This is a genomic window from Mycoplasma sp. AC157, assembly GCF_054343415.1.
The window spans coordinates 56,295-65,719 of the sequence record NZ_JBTGVE010000002.1 but is presented as its reverse complement, the minus strand read 5'-3'; the positions used below and the strand labels follow the sequence as shown (position 1 = coordinate 65,719).

The window sequence follows — 9,425 nt, the reverse complement described above, 5'->3', positions numbered from 1 at the left end:
AACACCACATACTTTTGTGGTGTTTTTGAAATTATAATAAATCTGCAGGTTTTTCAGAAAAATGTTTTGCTCCATATCGTTCTGGGAATAAGTATGAAAGTAAACGAATTTTTTCATAAAATGAATAAGGATTTTGAGGATTGTGTCCGTTACCAATGTAACCAATTCTTTGTCCATCCAGTAACATAATTGAAGCAGTTCCTTGTTCTGCAGTTTGTCCATCTTGATCTTGTGTTACAAGTCCAGCTAAATTACCTTGACTATCAAAAACATTAGAACCTGATGAACCAGCTGCAAAATCAACACTATTTCAACCATATACAATGGTTTCATTTTTATGATTTAAAGAACCAAGACTATTAATATTTCCTTGGAATCTGAAGTTTCCTAATAAATATTCACGGAAACGAGTTTGTCCGTTTTTGCCTACTGGAGAATCAGGGTTTTTAGAATTTTGTCCTGGCATAGAACCAACAAGTCAATTTAAATTGTTGTAAGCATTTTGATGTAATAATTCATTAGAAATTTTAATTTCTTTAGCAGTTTTTCAGTTTAAAAAGAATTTAATAATTCGTTTTTGATCATCACTGAGTTTTTTACCTTCAAAGGTAAAATCAGTGCTATCTATATTTTTGTTTGCAAAATTATTTTCAAATCAAGAGATGTCTATAATTGCAACAGTGATATCTGAATATTTTTCACCTCTGCTAAGTGGATTTCCATAGTTATCGCGAAAATCTTGAAAGTAAGGATCTTTATAGGAATCTTCATCAGATTTACCATTTGCAAAAAAGTGTGAAACCATTTCAATGCTTAAATTATTAATCATATTGTGCCCTAAACCATGATTTTCTAAAATGGGTTCTTTATTAGGTGTATTAGCAGTAGGTCTATTTAAGAAAATAGGAGATAGGATATTACTTCTTGTTCTTTTTTCAATGTTTAATCCATCTAGTGATTGACCTGCTCTTACTCATGAAGGACTAGAACCATCATCTAGCAAATCGATATTATGGGAGTTAGAGACAATGTAGTAACGATGATCGTTTGGATCATCTGGTTTTACTTTGTTGAATAAACCCCATGTTCCTCTTCCATGGTAATCAAAAGCGAAAGTTCTTTTTCTTACATCGTTTAATACATCAAATTTATCTTCTAAATAAAGGCGTTTAACAATTCCTTCTTCAGTTTTTAATTTTGATGTTTGTTGAAATTTATCATAGGAAGAATTGTTTCTTTTTCCTTCTTCAGCTTGCTGACGTGATTGGATAGTTTCAGTGAGTGAAATTGACATCGAATCTTTTAGTGCTTTTGCTAGATATGAAGGATTTTTAGTTGGATTAACTTTATTATCAACATAGTTCATAGTTAGAAAGACATTTCCAACAAAAGCTGTTGATTTATTTGCTAAAATATGCTCAGATAAAATATCTGTGAAATAAATATCAGAATTTTTTGGAATTACTTCTAATTTTAACTTTTTATTATTTTGATCATAAGTAACTTTAAAGGAATATCTATCTTTCATCATTGCAGCTAGAGTTTGATTAAATAAAGCATCTTCATTTCTTGCGGTAATTGTAAAACTTGCATCTTCAATTGTGTGTCTTTCTAAAAGTTCTTTAAAAGAAACTGAAACATTTACAAAGGATAACAACCCACGGGGAACTGGAACTGAAGAATTTCGATTAGTTTTAGTTGTAATAATTTTAGTGTTTTCTAATTCAAATCTAAAAGTAAAATATGTTTCATTTTGAAAATTTTCTCAGTTTTTATATTCATCTAAATCTTTTTCTATTCAAATTGAATGGTGATTTTCACCAAAGTTAAAAATAGTTTTAGCAAGAATTTCACGTGGTGTAAAAAAGTAATAATCAAGTTCTTTTCCCGTATCATCGACAAGTATAAAATCTTTTTTAGCTAAAGTACTATCATCTTCAAGTGTACGATATTTTCACATTCTTTCGTATTCAACTAAAGCAAAATGGTTTTGTAATGAATAAGGAATTTTGCTTTTTGTTTCTTTATTTAATCAATATCCAATTAAATCATCAACAGTTAAGTTTTTATTTTGAGTTATTAAATCATTGTCATTATAAGAAGTAGTGGTGTTAACTTCGAAATTATTAGTTAATAAATATGGACTGCTTCCTTTTGATGAATAATTAAAATGATATCTAAAGGATTTTTCCGTATTATTGGAAATTTCAAATTTATCATAATACATATCCATTCTTTGTTTTTCGGTTGCATAGATTTTAGAAATGGTGTATTTTGTATTTTCAAAATATCCAGAAATTTGGAATTTTCATAGTTTTTCAAAAGGAACAATTAATTTTAAAGTTGTAGGTAAAACAAATTGATATGCATCGGCATTGCCTTCTTTTATTTCAGGTTTTAGTTCAAAAACTATTCATTTATTTTTGAACAGTTTTAAGTCTTGTGCATCAAAATTAAATTTCACTGATCCATATAATTTCTTATTATTTTGATCAATATAAGTTGTAAAACTAGATAAATTAAAGGTTTTAGTTGATATCGGTGTACTAAATTTATATTTATCTAAAAATGAAAATCCTGTTTGTTGTTCACCTAATTGTGCTGCTGTAATAATGTAATTAGAGATATTTTTAGGTAGAACTGATACATCAAACGAAGCACTGTTATTGGTTTTATCAACTGTTGCATTAATAAGCTTAGAATAAGGATCAAATGGATTTAAATTTTTAACTAAAAACTTAATTGAACTTATGCTATCTTGGATAGACTCAGAATATCTAACAACAACTTTGTTGTTTTCTACCTTTGATGATAAAACATTTAAAATAGGGTTTTGGTAATTATTAGTAAGTTGACCAGAAGAACTGTTAAATCCAGGAAAGTATTTTACATCATAATATTTAGAATCACTTCCAGAGTTTTTTTGTAAGGATAATCCTACATAATTATCAAAAATGAATGCTTCATTTGGTGCTAAATATGTGTTGTATTTACGAACATTGCTTGAACCATCTATTGCTGAACGATTTAATTCTTTATAACCAAATGTATTATTTTGTTTATATTTAATAAAGTACTTTGGAAAGTCTACACTGGAATCTGCATCTGATTTTTTAGTAGCAAAAAATTCAAGAGAAACACCATTATTTGATCATCTTTTAGCCTCAAAATTAGTTTCACTGCTAAACTCAAAAGCACTTGATTCGGTTGTATAGTTTTTATTTTCATAAACAATATTTAATCCACTAAAATGTTCTATTGGATTAGAGTCGTTGCTTAATCCTGTTATTTTTACAAAATCATTTGTAGATAAACCACTAATTGAAAAAGTTACTAAATTATTATTTACAGCGCCACTTATACTTGATTCAGTTGCTGTATCAAGTTGTTCTTTAGATGCTTTTTTATATTTTAAAGTAAGTTGTGTATTGTTAACTAAATTAACAGTTTTAATTTCTAACTTAATGCCGTTATTAGCGATTGTAGATTTAACAATATCAGTTGTTTTTTGTGGAATTAAAACATCATTTGAAACTTGATTATAGTCGCTGCTATCAATAAAGGAAAAATAGTCACTTAGTGAACTATCTGCTTTAATTGTAGCATCAGTTGTATCTGTATATGTATTTGCATTTAATAATTCTTTGCTATATGAACCAAAAACATGTGATTCATTAAAAACTCTTTTAAAGTTTTCACTAACAAATGTTTCATCACTAACATTTGTTGTTGTAAAATTTGGATTAGTGTCTGGTAAGTTCAAAGCAACATTATTTAATTTTAATGATGAAAGTTTATAAGTAGTATTAGAAGTTAAGTTGCTAAAATTTAAATATAAATTATTTCCTTCACTATAGTTTGTAACTTGTAAACTAGCAGAATCAGATAACATTGCATCAAAAGTGTGTATATTTGGATTATGTAATTTACTATCGGATGTAAATGAAATTCTTAGTGATGCTGATGTAGTTGCAACATTTGTTACGTCGATAGAATTTATGGTAAATTGGTCTGTTTCTGGTCTTGGTTTTTCTGTATTTGGTTTGCTTGGTTCAGGATTATTATTTGTTGGTGGATTTTGATCAATTGGTTTAGTATCTTCTGGTGGTGTTTCTGGTTTTGGTTCAGGTTGAGGTTGATTAGTAGGGGTATTAAAATTAATTGATAAATTACTATGATATTGATTTTTAGCAATTTCTAAATATGAAATTACCAATTTATTATCTTCTGGTTTTGTAATACTTGAAATGTCAAAAGTCAATAGATTTGTGCTTTCATCGTATGATTTTGAGGTAATAAGTGTATCAATATTTTTTAATTTTATTTTTGCTTCGTTTTTAAACATTGATGAATTTGCGTTTGCTAGTTTTACATATAATTTGCTATTATCTTCAGAAAGTGATAGTTGAGCAATTTGTAGTTCTTGCTTAATGGATTCTGTATGAAAAAATAATTTATTTTGATCGCTGTTAGATAATTTTAAAATAGTATTACCTATTTTTAGTTGTGATAAATTATAATCAGTATTAGGGGTAAGGTTGTTATAACTAATAGTAATTACATCGTTTTTTCTTGTAATTACAGCATTTGCAGCAGGATTTAGAGTTGCAGATAACTTAGTTATATCTAAATTTTTATTAGTTAATTTTAAATTAATTTGAGCAGTAGTGGAATCTGAATAAACAGACAAGATGCTTGCATCAGTTTTAGGATTTTGTTCGTTTTTTGGTGTTTTAAATTTTAATTTTAATTTATCAGATTGTGAGAATCTTAATTCACTGTTTTTAGCAAAAATTTTGTCAATTTGATATTCAGTATTAGCTTTTAGATTATGAAAACTAATTGTTAATATATCAGAAGAAATACTAATTTTAGGTATATCGTATTGTGATGGTTTGCTTAAATATACGGAAATATCTGTATTTTTGTAAGTTTTAAGCAGTTGTATTTTAACAAATGCAGAGTTATTGTATATATTAACTGATTTCACTTTTGCATCAAAGTTTTCTTCCTTTTTTACTTCTGTATTTCCACATGAAATTGTTATTGCAGACAAAGTTGTAGTAACAAGAGCACTGGAAATAAGTAATTTTTTCATTTTTTTCATCATTACCCCTTATTTTTTAATTGGATTTTCAAATTGATTGAAAATATCAATCATTTTATATTTTTTAGGATACAAACGATTTAGTCGTTGTATCTTGTAAGCAAATGAACTATTATTATAATCATTTAATTCACCAAAGAAATTAATTCTTTGTGAAGATAGTAAATATGAAGATGCCTCTCCGTTTTCTTCATTAGCATGAATTCCTAAGAAATTTCCTTCATGATCGTATAAACCTGTTCCAGAAGAACCGCCTGCTAATTGAAATCTTGAATTAGGCATAATAGTTTCACCATTTGAATAGATAAATTTTTTCATAAAACCGAGTTTTTCTGTTTTTGCTTCAGGAACTAAGTTTCCTGGATAAAATAATATGTCACTAATAAAGTTTTGACGAACTTGAATATTCTTTTTAGTGTGTTCTCTAGTAGAACCAGGGAAAGAAGACATATACATTGTGTAATACATGTTTGGATGTAAGTAACGACCCATTTTAGATACTTTATTATGTCTTAGATTTTTTCATTTTGCCGCGTGTTCAGCAACTTTAAATCTTGGATCAGTTTCTTTATTTGGATCATTTTTATGAGCGTTGTAATATGTAAGAAGTTCACTTATATCAATTATATGAATTTTAAAGTCTGTTCTGTTTTTTGCACTAATATTTGATAAACTTCCATCTACACTTTTATTATCATTGTTTTCTGATGTTCAAAAAACAGAATTATTTGTATTTCAGTAGTCTCCTAAAAATAAACCTACATCTTCCTTAGAAGTGTGTGGTTTTGGTGCTGAGATAAATCCAGTTGATTTTACAGGAACGTGAATATTTGTTCCAAAATAGTATCTATTATCATTTTCATTATCAGGATCAACTTTTGCTATTATTCAAGCAGTTCCATAAAAAGTTCCAAATGATCTAGCGATAATATCATCTTGAATTTCGTTTCTTGACGAAGAATCTGTATATCAGGTTGTAACTTCAACATTTACAGGATTATCAGCATCATTGTATCCAACACTTTTAAACTTAGTGTCTTTATCAAACTCAAATCCATCTATTTTTAATTGATTTTTTGCTTTAGTGTGCTCATTTTTATATGAAAAAGCTTCACCATTTTTTAAATACATAATAGATAGATAATTTCAAGTTTTATCAACAAAAGTCGAATAACTTGAAGAAAGATTGTGAATATACATATCTTTATTAATGTGCCCTTCTCGAGCAATTAATGAGATTTTCAATTTATCTCCATTTATTGAAACTTGGGCTTTAAGATGTTTATTCATTAAATCTTCAAGTTGTTGGTCATTTAATGTTAAATGATAGTTACTATTTGAATCGATTTTTCTTCCTATTTCTTTTAATAAATCTTCAGTTTTACCTATAAGTTTAATCTTTATGTTTGAAAGAGTTTTGTTATTACTTGCATTAAGTTTATTTCAACTAAAAGAAACAGCTCAATCAAAACTACCAAAAGAAAATTGTCTAAAGTTAACTTGTTTTGGACTTGCTACAAAACTAAAGTTAAGAATTGCTTCTTTACTAGTGTCTAAATTTTTAAAGTTTCTAAGATCTTTTTCTACATAAAATTCGGTTCTATCGGAGTTTTCGTGCATTTCTTTATCAAGAGCATGTTCTTTGATTGCTCCATAGTTATATTCTTGATTATTATCAAATAGTACAACAGGTAAAGGATTGTTATATTGTGAATATGAACCAGCTAGATATGAATTAACATCTCCACTATAATGTGTTAAAAATAAGGTATTTTTTAAATAAGCATTGTTTAAAGTTGTATAGTTATGTCAATTAAATGGTATTGATTCTGGAACATCTCCATTAATGTTGTTAGTTAACTGTGATTCTTGGTATTGATAACTATTGATTGTATTTAAATTATTTGCTATAAAATTAACTCCAAGTGCATCATTGTATGTATTTTGTGAAACATCTAAAGTTGGTTTTAATTCAGTTATTCCACTTTGTTGAATTAGACTTAATTTGCGATGTTTTAGTTTTCCTTCTTGTCCTTTGTCATCATAGTCTATAACTGATGATAAGTCATATTTATTAACAATTTGTACTTGATTTAGTTTTCAAGTAATTCCTTCAGTTAAACCAGTAAAAGAGAATTTTTTAAGTTCATCAAAATTTAAAAATATTGATTTGGTATTTTCTTGACGAAATTGTCTTTCAAATCAATCACCACCATCACCTGTATATCCATAACTTCTTTTGTCACTTTCACTATCGGTTGGAATATTTTTTTGCACTAAATCTACAAAAGTGAGTTTTAAATATTTAGTTCTAAATTGTTCCATTTCTGAATCAGTTGCATTGATGTTAATTGCTCCTACAAAGGTATTGCTTGTAGTATTTGCAACAGCAAACTGTATTTTGGAAATGGTTGGATTGAATGTTTGATTAGATTGTCATGAAAGTTCTTCAGGAACATTAAATGAATAATTATTATTTAGAGATACCACATCACTTAGAATATATTTATTGTATCCTTGATTAAATTTAATAATATTTTCAGATTCGATGTGACCATTTTTATAAGTTCCTACAACTGTTATGTCTCCATCATAGGCATTTACATCAGGTTTTATTGTAATGAGATATTTATTATTTGTAACATTAGGTAAATAATTTAAATTGATATTAACTTTATTATTGCTGATGTTAAAAGAATCAACAGAGTATGTAGCACTTGTTCCGGTTTTGCTTATATTTACGATATTTTTACTAAATTCTATGGAATTTCCGCCATAAGTTATATTAGAAATGCTATTATTTGAATTAGCATTATTTACATTAACTAAAATATTTTGGGAAGTCCCATTATATTTGGTTGTATAAGTGTGTCCGTTAAATGTAAAGGTAAAATCGTTATTTTTTAAAGTAGGTAAATGATCAAAAGCAAATCATAAAGTTTTATTATCAATTAAAGAAATATCTTTAATGTGTAAATTATCTTTTTCATTAAATTTACTTACTTGTTCATCATATTTTATAAATGAATCTAAAAGAGAATAGTCTATTTCATTAAATTCTACATTGTTATTAGTTGTTGTAAAAGACTTATTATTTAAAGAAATATTTTGAGTTCCTATTTCTAGATTAGTAAGATAATAAGTTGTATTAGCTTTAAGATTATATAAATCAAAAGTTAAATTTGTATTGTTTGATTTTGGACTACTAAAATCAAAAGTTTGTCCATTTGTGTCTTGAAGAGATAAAGTAGCAGCATCAGATGAATCTAATGGTGTATCTAAAGAAATAGTAAGTTGTGCTTTATTAGTTTGAATATTAGAAATAGTGGTATTTTGTAAATTATAAGTTTTTTTCTCTTTTTTTGGTGGTGTTTCAGGTTCTATTTCTTTTTGTTTCATTGCTGTTGTAATGCTTAAATTATCATTTGGTAAAGATAAAGAATTTCCATTTAACAACACAGAAGTTAAAGTATAAGTTGTATTTGCTTGAAGAGAATTAAAAGTTATAGAAAATGTAGGTGATTCAGTTATTGAAAGATTTTGATTATGATTTTGTCCATCTGAAATAGTTACTAAAAGATTATTTTTGTTTGCAACAGAAAGTGTGTAGTTAGAAAAGTTTAAAGTTAAAGTAACGTTGTTTGTATTGATATCTTTTCAAAAAACGCTTGATATTGTAAAATTATCTTTTTTCTCTTGACTCGGTTCATTATCTTTATTTTTTGGATTTGTTGGCGTAATTGGGGTTTCTGGAAGTTTTGGTTTTTCTACTGGCTTAGGTTTTGTAGGTGGTTTATTTATACCGGAGTTAGGATTTTCTTGTTTTTCTTGTTGTTTAGTTTTAAAGAAGAATTGTTTTTCTTGTTGTTTAGTTTTTAGTGATTTTCCATTATATTTAATGTCAAAAGTATATATTTTATTTGATGATAAATTATTTATGAAAAATGTTATAGTTTTTTTATCGCTTGATAAGTATCCATTAATATTTTGATTATCATAGGTTAAAGAAAAACTACCATTTTGAGAAATGGGTTTTTCTAAAAAAACTTTAATAGTAGCTGAATTTTCTGTAGTTTTATTTTCTATTTTTTTAATTTCTATTTCTTTATCATTATTATCGAATTTTTCTACTTCTACTTTTTCATTACAAGCAACTGCTAAAACAGGTGCAATACCTAAAAAAGCAGGAATTACATATTTTTTAAATTTCTTTTTTTGCATAATTAATCCTTATATTTTAATTATATAAAAATACTTATAAATTGTCTTACAAATAGGGACTTCAAAAGCAATTATGCGTAAATTTTGATTAAAATAC

2 protein-coding genes are annotated in these 9,425 nt (G+C 26.7%); both read right to left on the bottom strand.

Features of this window, described 5'->3' with window-relative positions:
• Positions 1-31: 31 nt before the first annotated feature.
• Positions 32-5,107 carry a hypothetical protein gene (locus ACXX84_RS00755; protein ID WP_458572726.1) on the bottom strand — a complete coding sequence of 1,692 codons (5,076 nt, stop codon included), beginning with the start codon at positions 5,105-5,107 and terminating at the stop codon, positions 32-34.
• Positions 5,108-5,116: 9 nt separating this feature from the next.
• Positions 5,117-9,328 (bottom strand): hypothetical protein, encoded by a 4,212-nt coding sequence (locus ACXX84_RS00750; RefSeq protein ID WP_458572725.1) that lies wholly within the window; start codon positions 9,326-9,328, stop codon positions 5,117-5,119.
• Between the last annotated feature and the right edge of the window lie 97 nt (positions 9,329-9,425).